16 protein-coding genes are annotated in these 16,110 nt (G+C 56.7%); 7 read left to right on the top strand and 9 right to left on the bottom strand.

Annotated elements, in window-relative coordinates:
* Positions 1–284: 284 nt before the first annotated feature.
* From alaS to mltB, 8 genes are all read right to left on the bottom strand, one after another.
* Positions 285–2,912: an alanine--tRNA ligase gene (gene alaS, locus RDN66_RS23025; protein ID WP_202217328.1), complete on the bottom strand. Its 2,628-nt coding sequence runs from the start codon at positions 2,910–2,912 to the stop codon at positions 285–287.
* A 250-nt stretch (positions 2,913–3,162) separates the two neighbouring features.
* On the bottom strand, positions 3,163–3,663 hold the full coding sequence (gene recX, locus RDN66_RS23020) for a recombination regulator RecX (RefSeq protein WP_035892537.1): 501 nt from the start codon (positions 3,661–3,663) through the stop codon (positions 3,163–3,165).
* A gap of 69 nt (positions 3,664–3,732) precedes the next feature.
* Entirely contained in the window at positions 3,733–4,791 is a 1,059-nt protein-coding gene (recA, locus tag RDN66_RS23015; RefSeq protein ID WP_035892538.1) for a recombinase RecA, read from the bottom strand.
* Positions 4,792–4,871: 80 nt separating this feature from the next.
* A complete protein-coding gene (gene pncC, locus RDN66_RS23010; protein WP_202217327.1) occupies positions 4,872–5,369 on the bottom strand; it encodes a nicotinamide-nucleotide amidase in 498 nt (165 codons plus the stop codon).
* Positions 5,370–5,507: 138 nt separating this feature from the next.
* Positions 5,508–6,386: a metal ABC transporter substrate-binding protein gene (locus tag RDN66_RS23005; protein ID WP_035892540.1), complete on the bottom strand. Its 879-nt coding sequence runs from the start codon at positions 6,384–6,386 to the stop codon at positions 5,508–5,510.
* 8 nt (positions 6,387–6,394) lie between these two features.
* Positions 6,395–7,258, bottom strand: coding sequence for a metal ABC transporter permease (locus RDN66_RS23000; protein ID WP_035892541.1), 864 nt, complete (start codon positions 7,256–7,258; stop codon positions 6,395–6,397).
* Positions 7,255–7,965: a metal ABC transporter ATP-binding protein gene (locus RDN66_RS22995; RefSeq protein ID WP_185064426.1), complete on the bottom strand. Its 711-nt coding sequence runs from the start codon at positions 7,963–7,965 to the stop codon at positions 7,255–7,257. Before RDN66_RS22995 ends, RDN66_RS23000 begins: the two co-directional genes overlap by 4 nt.
* Positions 7,966–8,159: 194 nt before the next feature.
* Positions 8,160–9,230, bottom strand: a complete 1,071-nt coding sequence (gene mltB, locus RDN66_RS22990; RefSeq protein WP_202217326.1) for a lytic murein transglycosylase B — start codon at positions 9,228–9,230, stop codon at positions 8,160–8,162.
* A 266-nt stretch (positions 9,231–9,496) separates the two neighbouring features.
* Here mltB and RDN66_RS22985 point away from each other — a divergent pair, with 266 nt between their 5' ends.
* From RDN66_RS22985 to gutQ, 7 genes are all read left to right on the top strand, one after another.
* A complete protein-coding gene (locus RDN66_RS22985; protein WP_202217325.1) occupies positions 9,497–10,060 on the top strand; it encodes a PTS glucitol/sorbitol transporter subunit IIC in 564 nt (187 codons plus the stop codon).
* Positions 10,057–11,043 carry a PTS glucitol/sorbitol transporter subunit IIB gene (locus RDN66_RS22980; RefSeq protein WP_308538205.1) on the top strand — a complete coding sequence of 329 codons (987 nt, stop codon included), beginning with the start codon at positions 10,057–10,059 and terminating at the stop codon, positions 11,041–11,043. The genes RDN66_RS22985 and RDN66_RS22980 overlap by 4 nt, the downstream gene beginning before the upstream one ends.
* Before the next feature lie 10 nt (positions 11,044–11,053).
* Entirely contained in the window at positions 11,054–11,416 is a 363-nt protein-coding gene (srlB, locus tag RDN66_RS22975) for a PTS glucitol/sorbitol transporter subunit IIA (RefSeq protein WP_123650548.1), read from the top strand.
* 17 nt (positions 11,417–11,433) lie between these two features.
* Positions 11,434–12,213: a sorbitol-6-phosphate dehydrogenase gene (gene srlD / locus RDN66_RS22970; protein WP_123650549.1), complete on the top strand. Its 780-nt coding sequence runs from the start codon at positions 11,434–11,436 to the stop codon at positions 12,211–12,213.
* A gap of 95 nt (positions 12,214–12,308) precedes the next feature.
* Entirely contained in the window at positions 12,309–12,668 is a 360-nt protein-coding gene (gutM, locus tag RDN66_RS22965) for a transcriptional regulator GutM (protein ID WP_202217323.1), read from the top strand.
* A gap of 68 nt (positions 12,669–12,736) precedes the next feature.
* A complete protein-coding gene (gene srlR, locus RDN66_RS22960) occupies positions 12,737–13,510 on the top strand; it encodes a glucitol operon DNA-binding transcriptional repressor SrlR (RefSeq protein WP_202217322.1) in 774 nt (257 codons plus the stop codon).
* The gene (gene gutQ, locus RDN66_RS22955) at positions 13,503–14,468 is read left to right on the top strand and encodes an arabinose-5-phosphate isomerase GutQ (protein WP_202217321.1); all 966 of its coding nucleotides are present in this window, start codon (positions 13,503–13,505) and stop codon (positions 14,466–14,468) included. The genes srlR and gutQ overlap by 8 nt, the downstream gene beginning before the upstream one ends.
* Here gutQ and norR read toward each other — a convergent pair.
* Positions 14,465–15,988, bottom strand: coding sequence for a nitric oxide reductase transcriptional regulator NorR (norR, locus tag RDN66_RS22950; RefSeq protein WP_035892545.1), 1,524 nt, complete (start codon positions 15,986–15,988; stop codon positions 14,465–14,467). The two genes, gutQ and norR, sit on opposite strands and share 4 nt — an antisense overlap.
* Positions 15,989–16,110: the final 122 nt, after the last annotated feature.

The following is a 16,110-nucleotide window of genomic DNA, read 5'->3' as shown; positions in this document are numbered from 1 at the left end:
CCAATCATGAGGGTCTCACCAACTCGACGAGTCAGAATCAGCATTCTTTGCTCCTTGAAAGATTAAAAGAGTCGGGTCTCTCTGTATCCCGGCATTCTCCATCATATAACGCCAAAAGGTCAGCAATGACAAACACCTTCGTGTAAGCGGTCACAGCATCACACTCTGTTAAATGTAAGTTTAGCCGATTTACATGACTTCAACCTGACTTTATCGTTATCAGTACCGCATATGCAAGGTGCCTTAACGTTTAACGTTAAGGCACCCGCATGCGTTTATTGTTATTACAGTTTAGCGCTGACCCAGCCTTTCACACTGGACAGTGCAGCAGGGAGCGCAGACGCGTCGGTACCGCCAGCTTGCGCCATATCCGGACGTCCGCCCCCTTTGCCGCCCACCTGCTGAGCGACCATGCCAACCAGCTCCCCTGCTTTCACACGGTCGGTCACATCCTTAGACACGCCTGCAATCAGAGAAACCTTACCTTCTGCAACCGTCGCCAGCACGATAACCGCAGAACCCAGTTGGTTCTTCAGATCGTCGACCATAGTACGCAGCATCTTCGGCTCAACGCCGGCAAGCTCGCTCACCAGCAGGTTAACGCCGTTAATAGTCTCAGCTTTGCTGGAAAGGTTCGCGCTTTCCTGTGCTGCCGCCTGCTCTTTAAGCTGCTGCAGCTCTTTTTCCAGCTGACGCGTACGTTCAATAACGGTACGCACTTTTTCGGTGACGTTATGGCTGTCGCCTTTCAGCAGCTGCGCAATATCGCTCAGGCGATCGCTTTCAGCGTGCAGCGTGGCGATCGCGCCTTCGCCGGTTACGGCTTCGATACGACGAACGCCTGCCGCGGTGCCTGACTCAGACACGATGCGGAACAGACCGATATCGCCGGTACGAGAAGCGTGGGTACCACCGCACAGCTCAGTAGAGAAGTCACCCATGCTCAGAACGCGAACGTGGTCGTCATATTTCTCACCGAACAGCGCCATTGCGCCCTTCGCTTTCGCCGCTTCGAGATCCATGATGTTGGTTTCGATTGGCAGGTTGCGACGAATCTGGGCATTGACCAGATCTTCAACCGCGCGAATCTCTTCCGGCTTCATGGCTTCGAAATGAGAGAAGTCGAAACGCAGAACCTTGTCGTTTACCAACGAGCCTTTCTGCGCAACGTGCGTACCCAGAATCTGGCGCAGCGCCGCGTGCATCAGGTGCGTTGCAGAGTGGTTCAGACGGATGCGTGCACGGCGTGCTACATCAACGTCAGCCTGCACACCGTCACCCACTTTCAGCGCGCCGGTCGCCAGCTTGCCGAGGTGACCAATCGCCTGGCCGTATTTCTGGGTGTCGCTGACCGCAAAGCTAAAGCCCGCGCCTTTCAGTTCGCCCTTATCGCCAACCTGACCGCCTGATTCGGCATAAAATGGCGTCTGGTCCAGCACCACAACCGCTTCCTGACCGGCAGCGATAGACTCTACCGCTTTGCCGTCAACGAACAGCGCAGTGACTTTGCCGTTCAGTTCCAGATGGTCATAGCCTTTAAATTCTGAAGTACCATCAACGCGAATCATCGCGTTGTAGTCGGCGCCAAAACCGCTGGACTCCCGCGCACGACGGCGCTGCTCTTCCATTGCGGCTTCAAAGCCAGCTTCATCAACCTTGATATTGCGCTCACGGCAAACGTCCGCCGTCAGGTCAACCGGGAAGCCGTAGGTGTCGTACAGACGGAATGCGGTTTCGCCGTCCAGCGTGTCGCCGGGAAGTCGAGCCAACTCTTCGTCAAGCAGCGCCAGACCACGCTCCAGCGTACGAGCAAACTGTTCTTCTTCGGTTTTCAGAACCTGCTCAACCTGCGCCTGCTGACGTTTCAGCTCTTCACCTGCGGCACCCATCACGTCTACCAGCGGGCCAACCAGCTTGTAGAAGAAGGTGTCTTTCGCGCCCAGCATGTTGCCATGACGGACCGCGCGACGAATGATGCGACGCAGCACGTAGCCGCGACTTTCGTTAGACGGCATCACGCCATCGGCAATCAGGAACGCACAGGAACGAATGTGGTCCGCGATAACGCGCAGGGACTTGTTGCTCAGGTCGGTTGCGCCGGTCGCTTTCGCCACCGCGTCAATCAGCTTACGGAACAGGTCGATGTCATAGTTGGAGTTCACGTGCTGCAGGACAGCGGTGATACGCTCCAGACCCATACCGGTATCCACAGACGGCTTCGGCAGCGGTTCCATGGTGCCGTCAGCCTGACGGTTGAACTGCATGAAGACGATGTTCCAGATCTCAATGTAGCGGTCGCCGTCTTCTTCAGCGGAACCCGGAGGGCCGCCCCAGATGTGGTCGCCGTGGTCATAGAAGATCTCGGTGCACGGGCCGCAAGGACCGGTGTCGCCCATCTGCCAGAAGTTATCCGATGCGTACGGCGCACCTTTGTTGTCGCCGATACGGATGATGCGCTCACGCGGGATACCGACTTCTTTTTCCCAGATTTCGTAAGCTTCGTCATCGCTCTCATAAACGGTGACCCACAGACGCTCTTTCGGCAGGGCGAACCAGTTTTCACCGGTCAGCAGCTCCCACGCGTATTGAATAGCGTCGTGCTTGAAGTAGTCGCCGAAGCTGAAGTTACCCAGCATTTCGAAGAAGGTGTGGTGACGTGCGGTGTAACCGACGTTTTCCAGGTCATTGTGTTTACCGCCCGCACGTACGCAACGCTGCGCGGTGGTCGCGCGAGAATAATTACGCTTGTCGAGACCGAGGAACACATCTTTGAACTGGTTCATCCCGGCATTGGTAAACAGCAACGTAGGGTCGTTATTCGGCACCAGGGAGCTGCTGGCAACTACCTGATGGCCTTTACTATGGAAAAAGTCGAGAAACGCCTGACGGATCTCAGCGGTGCTCTTGCTCATAATTATCCTGACATCAAGCTACACTTCATCCTTCAAACCGCGAGGCAACGGCTGTTTTCACCTTCAGACACGTACTGAAGTACCCGCCTGAAGCTTCTCTCGCCCACCGCTCGGATGCGGCTTGAATGATTTTGTGTATTAAGGAATATTCGTCACCGACGCGGATCGCTTTAAAAACAACCCGCCTCCGGACGGAAAAAGTGGGAATAAGATAAGTTTTCTTTAAAGGGAAGTAAAATCCCCAGTGCGGTCAATCCGCAAAATTTCGCCATATTTCCTGGATATCTTCCATCAGGTAGCCACGGTAGAGCAAAAATCGCTGGATTTTGACCTTTTCAGCAAAGGTAGTTGGCAGCGGCTCACCGTATTTTCTCACCGCCTGATCGCGTGCCAGCGCCGCCCAGTCAATGTCGCACTCACGCATGGCTTGCTCGATGGCGTCGCGCGCAATGCCCTTTTGCCCCAATTCCTGACGAATCCGCGCCGGGCCGTACCCTTTGCGGCTACGTCCGGCCATAAATTGCTGCACAAAGCGACTATCGTCGAGATAGCGGTTTTCAAAACACCAGGCCACCACCTTTTCAACATCTTCCGGCGGTGCATCGATGGGCTCTGGACCATTTTTCCCCATCACCGGGGCGGTAAGTTTGCGCCGCAGCTCCTGTTCGCTGTGGTCGCGCATCGCCAGAATGCGAATGGCGCGATCCAGCAGGCGGGCATAGGCGGAACGACGCGGTGAGTTTTCGGTCATGATGTTTTACCGTCGTGATAAATGCAAAAAGGGCTGCATAAGCAGCCCTTCGTCTCAGTTCAGAGATTATCAGAAGTCTTCGTTGGTTTCTTCAACGCTGTTGTTATCAACGGCGAAGTCCGGCGTAGAGTCCTGGTTGTTGAGCAGCAGCTCACGCACCTTCTTCTCAATTTCTTTCGCCGCAGCCGGGTTCTCTTTCAGCCAGGAGATAGCGTTCGCTTTACCCTGACCAATTTTGTCACCGTTGTAGCTGTACCAGGCGCCCGCTTTCTCAATCAGCTTCTCTTTCACGCCAAGGTCGACCAGCTCACCGAAGAAGTTGATGCCTTCGCCGTAGAGGATCTGGAATTCAGCCTGTTTGAACGGAGCTGCAATTTTGTTCTTCACAACCTTCACGCGGGTTTCGCTGCCGACAACGTTGTCGCCCTCTTTCACCGCGCCGATACGACGGATATCAAGACGTACGGAAGCGTAGAACTTCAGCGCGTTACCACCGGTGGTGGTTTCTGGGTTACCGAACATCACGCCAATTTTCATACGGATCTGGTTGATGAAGATAAGCAGCGTGTTGGACTGCTTCAGGTTACCCGCCAGCTTACGCATCGCCTGGCTCATCATACGTGCCGCGAGGCCCATGTGAGAGTCGCCGATTTCGCCTTCGATTTCCGCTTTCGGCGTCAGTGCCGCAACGGAGTCGACAACGATAACGTCTACCGCACCAGAACGCGCCAGCGCGTCACAAATTTCCAGCGCCTGTTCACCGGTGTCCGGCTGAGAACACAGCAGGTTGTCGATATCAACGCCCAGCTTGCGAGCATAGACTGGATCCAGCGCGTGTTCAGCGTCGATAAACGCACAGGTTTTGCCTTCACGCTGCGCGGCAGCGATAACCTGCAGCGTCAGCGTTGTTTTACCGGAGGATTCTGGCCCGTAGATTTCGACGATACGGCCCATTGGCAGGCCGCCAGCGCCCAGCGCGATATCCAGCGAAAGCGAACCGGTAGAGATAGTTTCCACGTCCATGGAACGGTCTTCACCCAGACGCATGATGGAGCCTTTACCGAATTGCTTTTCGATCTGGCCCAGCGCTGCAGCCAACGCTTTCTGTTTGTTTTCGTCGATAGCCATTATTACTCCTGTCATACCGGGTGTTACCGGATAGTGAATTCTGTTCTGTTGAGGCAATTATACTGTATGGTCATACAGTATCAAGTGTTTTGTAGAAATTGTTGCCAGAGGAGATTAAGCGCGTAGGCCGTCGCCTGACGACGTACCGATTCGCGGTCCCCCTCGAAGCATTCACGCTGGGTAATGCCCTGTCCAGCTACGGTGGCAATACCAAACCAGACCGTGCCCACCGGCTTTTCAGCGCTGCCGCCGTCTGGCCCGGCAATGCCGCTGACCGAGATGGCAAAATCGGCACGCGCCGCGCGCAGTGCGCCAATCGCCATCTCTATAACCACCTGCTCGCTGACCGCGCCATACTGTTCGAGCGTGACTTCACGCACGCCGATCATCTGCGATTTCGCCTCGTTGCTGTAGGTCACGAAACTGCGTTCAAACCAGGCCGAACTACCGGCAATATCGGTAATGGCTTTCGCTATCCAGCCACCGGTACAGGACTCTGCGGTGGTGAGTGTCGCCCCGCGAGCCTTCAGCGCCAGGCCGACCTGTTCGCTAAGCTGCATTAATTCTGAATCTGTCATCATCGCTCCGCTTAAGCTCGATAAAGAGGCCATCAAAGATAGCACTTTCAGAACAGATGTGGGGACGGGATAGTGATTTTACGAGGGGGATTCCGAAATTGAACGCCCCGGAAGAACCGGGGCGAAGAAAGGCTAGATTTAGCGCATGCTGGCAGCGATAAGCTCGACGTTATGACGCAGCATTTTGACATAGCTGTCCGCCACGCCCCCCGGTTTTGACAGCGCTTCCGGATACAGCTCACCGCCCGGCTGTGAGCCGGTCGCCGCTGCAATCTGCTTCACCAGACGTGGGTCAAGCTGGTTTTCCATAAACCAGGTATGCACGCCGTCCGCCTTAATTTGCGTAATCAACGCCGCTACCTGCGCTGCGCTGGCTTCGCTCTCGGAAGAGAGCCCCTGCGGAGCCAGGAAGGTGACGCCATAAGCCCGCGAGAAATAGCCGAAAGCATCGTGGCTGGTCAACACTTTACGCTTCGCCTGTGGAATAGCGCTGAACTGCTGTTTAGTCCAGGTGTGAATGTCGTTAAGCTCACCAATATAGCGCTTGCCGGAGGCGTTCAGCGCCGCGCTGTCCTCTGGGTCGGCTTTGACCAGTCCGGTCAAAATATTCTGCGCATACAGTGCGCCATTCGCTGCGCTGTTCCAGGCGTGCGGGTCGGTGACCGTTTTGCCGTCTTCATCCAGCGTATGCGTTTTCACTCCCGTCGAGGCGACTATCAGCTCACCTTTAAAGCCGGAGGCCTTAATAAGGCGGTCCATCCAGCCCTCCAGCCCCAGCCCGTTAACCACTACTACATCCGCTTTACTGAGCAGCGCGCTATCCTGCGGCGACGGCTCGAAGGTGTGCGGGTCGCCGTCCGGACCGACCAGCGTGTCGACGTGAACGTGTTCGCCACCCACCTGTTTCACCATATCGCCCAGCACCGAGAAGCTGCTGACCACGTTCAGCGTTTTTGCCATCGCACCTTGCGCCGTCAGCCCTAACGCCAACGCCAGAATCACCCCAATACGTTTCATTATGTCCCCTATCCTCTTCGTTTTTGCCAGCTAACGGTCAGCCGGCTTCGCTTGCCAAAAAACACAGAAATCAAAAATACGCCGCTGGCGGTGAGCACAATCGATGGCCCTGCGGGAAGATTCGCCGCCCACGACAGGCTGAGCCCCATCCAGGCGCATATTCCGCCTATCAGCGCCGCCAGCAGCAGAATTGACGGTAAGGTTTTCGCCCAGCAACGCGCCGCGACGGCGGGCAGCATCATGACGCCTACCGCCATCAGCGTGCCCAGCACCTGAAAGCCAGCCACCAGGTTGAGCACCAGCAACGCCAGAAATAGCCCGTGCAGCAACACGGGCAGCCAGCGCGCATTCACCTGCAGCCAGCTGCTGTCAAACGCTTCACTCACCAGCCCCCGGTAGAAGAGAGCAATGCAGAGCAGCGTCAGGCTGGCGACGCCCGCCACAAACAGCGCGGCATCGTTATCCACCGCCAGAATCGAACCGAACAGCAGGTGCAGCAGGTCGACGTTGGAGCCGCGCAGCGACACCAGCGTGACCCCCAGCGCCAGCGACCCTAAGTAGAATCCGGCAAAGCTGGCGTCCTCTTTCAGCGGCGTGCGACGGCTGACCCAGCCGGCCACCAGCGCCACCGTAATACCGGCAATAAAACCGCCGACGGTCATCGCCAGCAGCGACATGCCGTTCACCAGATAGCCCACCGCCACGCCGGGAAGAATGGCGTGCGACAGCGCGTCGCCCATCAGGCTCATTCGCCGTAGCAGTAAAAAGACGCCGAGGATCGTAGTGCTGAGCGACAGGGCAAGGCAGACCACCAGCGCCCGGCGCATAAAGCCAAACTCAATGAAGGGTTGGAAAAAGGTGTGCCAGATCATGCGAGCCTCGCGGAGCTAAACGCCGGAAGCACGTCGCGGGTATGTCCCCAGCAGGCATTTTGTGGGGCCAACAGCAGCGTTTCCGGGAAATACTCCGCCACGCGCTGGTTATCGTGCAGCACGGCCAGCACGGTCTGCCCCTGCTGATGCATCTCCTGAATCACGCCCATCAGGTCATGGCTGGTCGCTTCATCAATGCCGGTAAAGGGCTCATCGAGCATCACCAACGGTGCCCGCTGCACCAGCACGCGGGCAAAGAGCATCCGCTGAAATTGACCGCCGGACAGCGCATCAATCGGGGTTTTCGCCATGCTCGCCAGCCCGACTCGTGCCAGCGACGCCTGAATGCGCTGGCGCGTATCGCTACGCAGGCCGCGCAGAAGCGAGACGCGTGGCCATGCGCCCTGACTGACAACATCCAGCACGGTCAGCGGAAACTGCGACTCCAGCGCATGACGCTGGGCCAGCCAGCCAATAACCGGGCGCGAAGGCGTCCAGTGAATCACGCCGCTCACCGGCGGAATAAACCCCGCCAGCGTTTTCAGTAAAGTCGATTTGCCGCAGCCGTTCAGGCCGACAATCGCCGTCATGCTGCCTTTTTGAATCACGCCGCTCAGCGATGGCGTAATGGCTGCGCCTTCATAGCCAGCCACCAGATTATCCAGTTCAATCATGGCAGCGACACCGCCCACCAGACCATCAACCACAGCGCGGCCAACAGCGCGCAGGCCAGCAAAACCCGCGTCATGCTGCTAGCCATAAAAACAGGAGTGAACATCTTTGCCTCACCATTTAATGTTATAACATAACAATATTGGATTAGCGCTAAGATGTAAACGGCAGGAAATGATGCTAAATGTAACAAGCCCCCCTCAGAGCCGAGGGGAGCCAGAAGGAAGGATTACTGACCGCGCGCCTGAGCGACCGCCAGGCCCAGTTGCCAGACCGCCATCGCATAGTGGGTGCTGTGGTTATAGCGGGTGATGGTGTAGAAATTCGGCAGCCCGTACCAGTACTGATAGCCCGTACCGATATCCAGTCGCAGGAGACTTGCCTGCTGATGGTTGCCCAGAGGCTGCATCGGCGTTAAGCCTGCCGCCGCCAGCTGCGAAACGCTGTATTTGGTTTTGAACCCATTATCCAGCCCCGGAGCCTGCCCCATTGCCTGAACCGCCACCGCATCGCCGCTCACCCAGCCGTGCTGTTTGAAGTAGTTCGCCACGCTGCCGATAGCGTCTTCCGGATCCCACAGGTTGATGTGACCATCACCGTTAAAATCAACCGCATACTGCTTGTAGGAGGACGGCATAAACTGGCCGTAGCCCATCGCGCCAGCAAACGAACCTTTCAGATCCAGCGGGTCGTCCTGTTCATCACGCGCCATCAGCAGGAAGGTTTCCAGCTCGCCAGAGAAGTATTCAGCGCGGCGTGGATAGTTAAACGAGAGGGTCGCCAGCGCATCGAGGATACGCGTTTTACCCATCACGCGACCCCAACGGGTCTCAACGCCAATAATCCCGACAATAATTTCCGGCGGTACGCCGTAGACCTGTGACGCGCGCTGCAGTGCGTCCTGATGTTGGTTCCAGAACACCACGCCGTTTTGTACGTTATCCGGAGTAATAAACTGCTTACGATAGCGCAGCCACGCCCCGTTCGGGCCGACTGGCGGCTGGCCGGTCGGCGCCTGCCTGTCCATCAGGCGCAGCACGTAGTCCAGGCGCTTGGCCTGGGAGAGAATTTCATGCAGCTGCTGTCGGTCAAAGCCGTGCTTACTCACCATCTTATCGATGAACTGCTCCGCCGCTGGGTTATTGGCAAAATCACCGGTCGGGATCAGCGCATTGTGCTGAGGTTCAAGGAGAAAACCGCCGGAGGTGGTTGCCGGGGCTTCAGCCGTTTTAGGTTTGCTGCTACAGGCAGCGAGCAGGACACACAGGGGGAGTAAAGCCAGAACACGACGCTTCAACATGGGACATCCGTTTAACAATATCAGCAAGAGTTAAATATGGTAAAGCATCCGCCACGCTGCAAGGAAGCGGTTGTCGCGCTCGCTCGCAGAATTTCTCATTTCTACACTTTGCTTGCTCTTTTTCCTGCGGCCACGCTCGCAATAACTTTCACAATAAAATATTTATCTTTCATTTTGCGATCAAAATAACACTTTAAAATCTTTCGATCTGATTAAAATCTCCCACCTTTTGGTAATAAAACGATAAATCCCTACAGGAGATAACTATGGTCGACACCATTACCCTGGGAGCTGAATTGTTCATCGGGCTGTTTCAGAAAGGCGGAGAGGTCTTCACCGGCATGGTGACTGGCATTCTTCCGCTGCTGATTAGCCTGCTGGTCATCATGAATGCGCTCATTAACTTCATCGGTCAGCACCGCATTGAGCGGTTTGCTCAACGCTGCGCGGGCAATCCGGTCTCTCGCTACCTGCTACTGCCCTGCATTGGCACATTTGTGTTTTGCAACCCAATGACTCTGAGTCTGGGGCGCTTTATGCCAGAGAAGTACAAGCCCAGCTACTATGCCGCCGCTTCCTATAGCTGCCACTCCATGAACGGGCTGTTCCCCCACATCAACCCAGGCGAACTGTTTGTCTATCTGGGCATCGCCAATGGCCTGACGACATTAGGGCTGCCGCTTGGGCCGCTGGCGGTGAGCTACCTGCTGCTGGGTCTGGTCACCAACTTCTTCCGCGGCTGGATTACGGACTTCACCACCGCCGTCTTTGAGAAAAAAATGGGCATTCAACTGGAACAGCACGTTCAACTGTCGGGAGCAGCATCATGACGCGCATTCATATTGAAAGAGGAACCGGCGGCTGGGGCGGCCCGCTTGAGCTGGACGCTGTACCCGGTAAGAAAATCGTCTACATCACGGCCGGAACCCGCCCGGCAATCGTCGACAAACTCGCCGAGCTCACCGGCTGGCAGGCCGTCGATGGCTTTAAAGAGGGTGAACCGCCTGAACAGGAAATAGGGGTCGCGATCATCGACTGCGGCGGCACATTGCGCTGCGGCATCTATCCGAAGCGCCGTATTCCTACCATTAATATCCATGCCACCGGCAAATCCGGCCCGTTGGCGCAGTTTATCCTGGAGGACATTTACGTCTCCGGCGTCAGGGAAGAGAACATACGCCTTGTCGGTGAAGCCAGCGAAGCTACCGGCGTAACTCCCCCAGCAAAACCTACGACCGCCAGCGGACGCGACTACGACACCACGAAAAAGATAACTGAACAGAGCGATGGCCTACTCGCCAAAGTCGGCATGGGAATGGGCTCGGCGGTAGCGGTACTGTTTCAGGCGGGTCGAGATACCATTGATACGGTACTCAAGACCATTCTTCCCTTTATGGCGTTCGTCTCGGCGCTTATCGGCATCATCATGGCGTCAGGTCTCGGCGACTGGATAGCCCACGGACTGGCACCGCTTGCCAGCCATCCGCTCGGGCTGGTCACACTGGCGCTAATCTGCTCTTTCCCCCTGCTATCCCCCTTCCTCGGCCCAGGGGCCGTTATCGCTCAGGTGATTGGCGTCCTGATAGGCGTACAGATTGGGCTTGGCAATATCCCGCCACACCTGGCGTTACCCGCCCTGTTTGCGATTAACGCGCAGGCCGCATGCGACTTTATTCCAGTGGGGTTATCCCTCGCCGAGGCGCGACAAAACACCGTACGCGTGGGCGTGCCTTCCGTGCTGGTGAGCCATTTTCTGACCGGAGCACCAACCGTGCTGATTGCCTGGTTTGTTTCCGGATTTATCTATCAATAGAGAATCAGTGATGACCGTGATTTATCAGACCACCATTACTCGCATCGGCCAGAGCGCCGCGGAGGCGTTGGGCGACCAGATGCTGATCACCTTCCGGGAAGGTGCACCGGCGGATATTGAAGAGTTTTGCTACATCCACCGCCCCGGCAGTTTAAATGGCCCCCTCCAGAGCGGCATGCACTTTGAGATAGGCGAACTGCGCTATCGGGTCACCGCCGTAGGCAGCGTAGCCGAACAAAACTTACGTGAACTGGGGCATATCACTCTGTGCTTCGATGGACGAAACGAAGCGAAATTTCCCGGCACGGTACACCTCGCTGGGTCAACGCCGGACGATATCGCACCGGGAACCATATTGCAGTTTATCGATTAATATTTAAGGAGAAAATAATGAAGCAGGTTGCCGTAGTTATTGGTGGAGGCCAGACCCTTGGGGCATTCCTCTGCCGCGGCCTCGCCGCAGAAGGATACCGCATCGCCGTGGTCGATATTCAAAGCGATAAAGCCGCCAGCGTGGCGCAAGAGATTAACGCCGAATTTGGCGAGGGGATGGCCTATGGCTTTGGTGCCGATGCCACCAGCGAACACAGCGTGCTGGCGCTCTCACGCGGCGTCGACGAAATTTTTGGCCGCGTGGATCTGCTGGTCTACAGCGCGGGCATCGCCAAAGCCGCATTTATCAGCGATTTCGAACTGGGTGATTTCGACCGCTCGCTCCAGGTCAACCTGGTGGGCTATTTCCTCTGCGCCCGCGAATTCTCGCGGCTGATGATCCGCGACGGCGTTGCCGGACGGATCATTCAAATCAACTCAAAATCTGGCAAGGTGGGCAGCAAACACAACTCCGGCTACAGCGCCGCAAAGTTTGGCGGCGTAGGCTTAACGCAGTCGCTGGCGTTGGATCTGGCCGAGTACGGCATCACCGTACACTCGCTAATGTTGGGCAACCTGCTGAAATCACCGATGTTTCAGTCATTGCTGCCGCAGTATGCCACCAAGCTTGGTATTGAGCCGGGCGAGGTGGAGCAATACTACATCGATAAAGTACCGCTCAAACGCGGCTGCGATTATCAGGATGTGCTGAACATGCTGCTGTTCTATGCCAGCCAGAAAGCCTCCTACTGTACCGGCCAGTCAATCAACGTCACCGGCGGCCAGGTGATGTTCTAAACGCTATGCCCGGTGGCGCTACGCTTACCGGGCCTACATCAAATCGGTAGGCCGGATAAGGCACCGCCGCCATCCGGCACCACCAGGAGCACACTATGGTTTCAGCCCTGATTACCGTTGCCGTTATCGCCTGGTGCGCTCAGCTCGCGCTGGGCGGCTGGCAAATCCACCGCTTCAACCGGGCGTTCGACAAACTCTGCCAGCAGGGTCGCGTTGGCGTAGGGCGCTCCGGCGGTCGCTTTAAGCCACGCGTCGTGGTCGCTGTCGCGCTGGATGAACATCTCCACGTCGTCGATACGCTATTTATGAAAGGAGTGACCGTGTTCGCCAGACCGGGTGAAATTAACGGGGTAAAAGGAAAACATCGTGATGAATTACAGCCCGATGTGATCTTTCCCCATGATCCCCTCTCGCAGAATGCACTATCATTGGCGCTTAAACTGAAACATGGGTAATTTCGTTGTGAATGCTAATAGCTTGCGAAATTATCATTTCGCAAATTTATGTCAGGGTAATCACGCCTATGAAACCTCGTCAGCGTCAGGCCGCTATTCTTGAGCACCTGCAAAAACAGGGTAAATGCTCGGTTGAAGAGTTGGCCCAGTACTTTGACACCACGGGTACCACCATTCGCAAGGATCTGGTCATTCTGGAAAATGCCGGAACCGTCATTCGAACCTACGGCGGCGTGGTGTTAAACAAAGATGAGTCCGACCCGCCTATCGATCACAAAACGCTCATCAATACCCACCAAAAAGAGCGTATCGCGCAAGCGGCTATCACCTTTATTCACGACGGCGACTCCATCATTCTGGATGCAGGCAGCACAGTGCTACAGATGGTTCCCATGCTTGCTCGCTTTCGCAACATCACCGTCATGACCAACAGCCTGCATATCGTTAACGCGCTGTCGGAACTGGACAATGAACAGACTATCCTGATGCCTGGCGGCACCTTCCGCAAAAAATCGGCCTCGTTCCACGGGCAATTAGCGGAAAATGCCTTTGAGCATTTCAGCTTTGATAAACTCTTTATGGGCACTGACGGCATCGATCTGAACGCTGGCGTGACCACCTTTAACGAGGTTTATACCGTCAGTAAAGCGATGTGCAACGCGGCACGCGAAGTGATCCTGATGGCAGACTCCTCAAAATTCGGACGCAAAAGCCCTAACGTGGTGTGCAGTCTGGAAAGCGTTGATAAGCTGATTACCGACGCGGGAATCGACCCGGCGTTTCGTCAAGCGCTGGAAGACAAAGGGATTGAAGTAATCATAACCGGAGAGAGCAATGAGTGATTTTTTGTTAGAGGCCGGGCGTAAGGCCCTCTTACTGGAACTGCAGGAAGCCAGCCGCCTACCCGACCGTCTTGACGAGACCTTTGTTCAGGCCGCCAACGCCATCCTGAACTGCAAAGGAAAACTGATTGTTTCCGGGATGGGCAAATCTGGCCATATCGGCAAAAAACTCGCCGCCACCTTCGCCAGCACCGGCACCCCCGCTTTCTTTGTTCATCCGGCGGAAGCGCTGCACGGCGATTTGGGGATGGTAGAGAGCCGCGACGTCATGCTGTTTATCTCCTACTCCGGCAGCGCCAAAGAGCTGGACTACATCATTCCGCGGCTGAAAGAGAAATCCGTGGTGCTGCTGGCGATGACCGGCAAGGCCAACTCCGCGCTGGCGCAGGCGGCCGATGCCGTGCTCGACATTGCCGTTGAGCGCGAAGCCTGCCCGATGCACCTGGCGCCCACCTCCAGCACCGTCAACACGCTGATGATGGGCGACGCGCTGGCGATTGCCGTTATGCAGGCCCGCGGCTTTAACGAAGAAGATTTTGCTCGCTCTCACCCGGCCGGTGCGCTGGGCGCACGTCTGCTCAACCGCGTTCACCACCTGATGCGTCACGAGGACGATGTCCCGCAGGTCACCGTTCACGCAAGCGTAATGGACGCGATGCTGGAACTCAGCCGTACCGGCATGGGGATGGTCGCGGTCTGTAACGAGCAATCACAGGTTCAGGGAGTCTTCACCGACGGCGACCTGCGCCGCTGGCTGGTGAGCGGCGGTTCGCTGGACGATTGCGTTAACGACGCGATGACCAAAGGCGGCGTGACCCTGCACGATCAGGCGCGTGCGGTCGACGCCAAAGAACAGCTGATGAAGCAGAAAATCAGCGCCGCGCCGGTGGTGGATGAAAACCATCGACTGGTCGGCGCGATTAACCTGCAAAACTTCTACCAGGCTGGCATCCTTTAATCCTTCAGCCCAAGACGTTTCGCCAGCCGGTGCAGGTTGGCGACGTCTGTCTCCAGCGCCCGGGCGCTTGCCGCCCAGTTATGCTGATGCGTCTCTAAAGCCTGGCGAATCATCTGCCGCTGAAAATGCTCGGTAGCATCACGCAGGTTGTTCACCGCCGGCATCGGCGCCGCTGTCTCTACGACCGCCGTCGTTGGCGTCCCTTCCTGAAACGCAAAGTGCTGCGCTTCCAGTACCACCTCGCCGTTGCCGCGCGTGGTTGCCCGCGCCAGCACAACCGCACGGTGTACCGCATGTTCAAGCTCGCGCACGTTACCCGGCCAACCGTAGCTTTGCAGATGCGTCCGCGCGCCGCTGCTTAATACCACTCGCGACAATCCAAGCCGCAGCCGACACTGCTCGCAGAAGTAGCCCGCCAGCAGCACCACGTCGTCACCTCGTTCACGCAGCGGTGGCACGGAAAGCGGGAACACGCTCAGGCGATGGAACAGGTCGGCGCGGAAATTACCGGCAACCACCTCTTCACGCAGGTCGCGGTTGGTGGCAGCCAACACCCGTACGTCAACGCGCAGACTGCGGTCATCACCGACGCGCTGAATATCGCCATACTGTAATACGCGCAGCAGCTTGGCCTGGAGCGCCAGCGACAGCTCGCCAATTTCATCTAAGAACAGCGTACCGTTGTCGGCCATTTCAAACTTGCCGCTGCGGTTGCTGATAGCCCCGGTAAACGCCCCTTTGACGTGACCAAACAGCTCACTCTCAGCCACGCTCTCCGGCAGTGCGGCGCAGTTCAGATAAACCAACGGGCTGACCGCACGCGGCGAGCCCTCATGAATCGCTTTCGCCACCAGCTCTTTCCCGGTGCCGGTTTCGCCGCTTATCAGCACGTTCAGGTCAGAGGCAGCAACAATCTCAATCTCTTTTTTAAGCTGCATCATGCCCGGCGACAGGCCAATCATCTGCGTCTCTTTTACCTGCTCAAAGTCGGTCGGCGCGCCCGGCAGCATATTCTGGCTTTCAAGCTGCTCAATCAGCAGCGCGTTGCTGAGCGCCCCCGCCGCCAGCGCGGCAATCAGCCGCAGCTCTTCATCGCTGAACACGTCGAACTGGTCCGGCGACATGCCATCGAGGGTTAATGCGCCAATCAGGTTTTGCCCGGCAAACAGCGGCAGCCCGATACAGGCGTGGACCTTCAGGCTTTCCTGACCGGGGATCAGACCGTCGTACGGATCGGGTAAATCGCTATCCGCCGGGAAACGCACCACGTCACCCGCGCGGGCAATCGCTTCAAGCCGCGGATGCCCTTCGAGGGTAAAGCGCCTGCCGAGTACGTCTTTCGCCAACCCATCGATCGCCAGCGGAATAAACTGCCGGGCGTCGTAGCGCAGCAGCGCCGAGGCATCGCACTCCAGCACCTGACGCAGCGTGGTGATCAGACGCTGGAATCGGTCCTGATGACCGACGCCGCGCTGGAGTTCTATGGCGATGCCCGCCAGCACATCAACGGAAAAGCTCATGGCGTACCTCTTACAGTCATTTTGACAATGCATGATGTCATATTGACAATATCAAGCATAGTCATTTTGACTAACAACAAAGAGGTAAAAATTAATTAATTCAATAAAATCAATTAATTAAA

Origin of the sequence: uncultured Kluyvera sp. (assembly GCF_902485085.1) — a bacterium.
Taxonomy (GTDB): Bacteria; Pseudomonadota; Gammaproteobacteria; order Enterobacterales; family Enterobacteriaceae; genus Kluyvera; species Kluyvera ascorbata.
Note: the sequence above shows the minus strand (reverse complement) of the source record. Positions and strands in the feature narration are given on the sequence as shown.

Coding starts and splice junctions, on each gene's coding strand:
- norR (WP_035892545.1), bottom strand. CDS start 15,988: ATGAGCTTTTCCGTTGATGTGCTGGCGGGCATCGCCATAGAACTCCAG.
- alaS (WP_202217328.1), bottom strand. CDS start 2,912: ATGAGCAAGAGCACCGCTGAGATCCGTCAGGCGTTTCTCGACTTTTTC.
- gutQ (WP_202217321.1), top strand. CDS start 13,503: ATGAGTGATTTTTTGTTAGAGGCCGGGCGTAAGGCCCTCTTACTGGAA.
- RDN66_RS23005 (WP_035892540.1), bottom strand. CDS start 6,386: ATGAAACGTATTGGGGTGATTCTGGCGTTGGCGTTAGGGCTGACGGCG.
- mltB (WP_202217326.1), bottom strand. CDS start 9,230: ATGTTGAAGCGTCGTGTTCTGGCTTTACTCCCCCTGTGTGTCCTGCTC.
- gutM (WP_202217323.1), top strand. CDS start 12,309: ATGGTTTCAGCCCTGATTACCGTTGCCGTTATCGCCTGGTGCGCTCAG.
- RDN66_RS22980 (WP_308538205.1), top strand. CDS start 10,057: ATGACGCGCATTCATATTGAAAGAGGAACCGGCGGCTGGGGCGGCCCG.
- recX (WP_035892537.1), bottom strand. CDS start 3,663: ATGACCGAAAACTCACCGCGTCGTTCCGCCTATGCCCGCCTGCTGGAT.
- RDN66_RS22985 (WP_202217325.1), top strand. CDS start 9,497: ATGGTCGACACCATTACCCTGGGAGCTGAATTGTTCATCGGGCTGTTT.
- RDN66_RS23000 (WP_035892541.1), bottom strand. CDS start 7,258: ATGATCTGGCACACCTTTTTCCAACCCTTCATTGAGTTTGGCTTTATG.
- srlB (WP_123650548.1), top strand. CDS start 11,054: ATGACCGTGATTTATCAGACCACCATTACTCGCATCGGCCAGAGCGCC.
- recA (WP_035892538.1), bottom strand. CDS start 4,791: ATGGCTATCGACGAAAACAAACAGAAAGCGTTGGCTGCAGCGCTGGGC.
- srlR (WP_202217322.1), top strand. CDS start 12,737: ATGAAACCTCGTCAGCGTCAGGCCGCTATTCTTGAGCACCTGCAAAAA.
- pncC (WP_202217327.1), bottom strand. CDS start 5,369: ATGACAGATTCAGAATTAATGCAGCTTAGCGAACAGGTCGGCCTGGCG.
- srlD (WP_123650549.1), top strand. CDS start 11,434: ATGAAGCAGGTTGCCGTAGTTATTGGTGGAGGCCAGACCCTTGGGGCA.